Here is a 1,384-nt window from a genome sequence, read left to right as displayed (position 1 = left end):
CGTATGCTACTAGAATAGGTTTACAAAGGAGAACAGTACTGATTATCAGCCTGATATTGCACATTTCCGAACCGTACTTTTTTGTATGGGTACCATTTTAGTGGTGGATAGCCTTGACCTTGGTGAGCCTGATTAGGCGTTTGATAGCCTAAAGACGCATGCGGTCGTACCGAATTGTACGCACCAATGGCCTGCTCAACGGCCGTTTCGGCCAGCCTAAACGTAGGGAATCCCCAAAGATGAAAGTCTTCCTTTAAAGTCCGAAAAACCCGCTCTGCTAAAGCATTCTCGTTGGGGTCACCCGATTCGGTCATACTAATGGTAATCGTCGCTTGGCGCAGCCGATCCACATAAGCTCCCGAACAATATTGAACACCCCGATCGGAATGGTGGATAAGCGATTGATCGGTTTGACTTCGCGTTTTTAACGCCATCTCCAGAGCGGCTACGGGCCCCTTGGCTTCTAATGTTTTATGGAAGGACCAACCCACAATTTTACGCGAGTAGGCATCCATAATCACCGACAAATAAGCAAAGCCAATCCCCACGCGAATGTAACTCAAATCACTTACCCAGAGCTGACCAACGCCATCCGGTTTGAGTTCCTTAACTTGATTAGGGTACTTTTCTAAATCATGATCAGAGTCGGTTGTTTTGATTCTCGATCGTTTCTTTGTCAGCAACAAGCCATTGACTTTTAGTAGATTATGAAGCCTATCACGTCCTAGCTTGATTTGATGAGAGGCCAGAAACTCCTGCATCAATTCATACAATTTAGTCGTTCCTAAGCCTGCCACCTGCCTTCGTAATCGTCTGACTTCAGCCAGGACAATAGTTGCCTGAAAGCCTTGTTTCTCCTGACGCCGGGTAGCCGCATACCAAGCTTGTCGTGTTAACCCAAACAGCCCACATAACTGCTCCATGCCCACCAAGGGATAGCGACGAGTCAGTTGGTTGACCGTTTGGTGCCAGACTTTTTTAAGATAGGGATTTGAAATTGCTCTTCGGCAAGTTGGATGGCCGTTTGAAAGGCTTCGGCTTTTAGCTTAAGGAGTTTATTTTCCTCTTCCGTAGCAGCCAGGCGTCGTTCAAGGGCTTTAACATAGGCATCTTGGTTGTGCTTTTTCATGGATTTATAACAGCGATAGGGGTACAAATAAGGCGCTAATCGGTGCTTGAAATACCATCGATTCAACTGCCGTAATTCGGTCAGCGGGATGTGCAGATATTGCTGGATGTCGGCGGGCTGAGCGATTTCGGCTCGATAGACTTCGGTAACCATTCGCTTAAAATGCAGCGACTTTCTACTTTTCTTATTTCGTTGTAATACGCTAATATACATAAGCTTACCGATTTAATGTACACAGAAATCAGTAGCATACGA

Annotated in this window: 2 protein-coding genes and 1 other annotated feature (1 of these 3 running past the window's edge); both genes read right to left on the bottom strand. The window is 46.0% G+C overall.

Features of this window, described 5'->3' with window-relative positions:
• Positions 1-20: 20 nt before the first annotated feature.
• Entirely contained in the window at positions 21-923 is a 903-nt protein-coding gene (locus tag GJR95_RS41550) for an IS3 family transposase (protein WP_162391485.1), read from the bottom strand.
• 23 nt (positions 924-946) lie between these two features.
• Positions 947-1,129, bottom strand: a complete 183-nt coding sequence (locus tag GJR95_RS41960; RefSeq protein WP_198424786.1) for a hypothetical protein — start codon at positions 1,127-1,129, stop codon at positions 947-949.
• A 91-nt stretch (positions 1,130-1,220) separates the two neighbouring features.
• Positions 1,221-1,384 (top strand) — a sequence feature (16S ribosomal RNA rRNA prediction is too short); it runs 592 nt beyond the window's last position.

This window comes from Spirosoma endbachense (genome assembly GCF_010233585.1).
Taxonomy (GTDB): domain Bacteria; phylum Bacteroidota; class Bacteroidia; order Cytophagales; family Spirosomataceae; genus Spirosoma; species Spirosoma endbachense.
The sequence above is the reverse complement of the archived record's forward strand: the minus strand, read 5'-3'. Positions and strand labels throughout refer to the sequence as shown.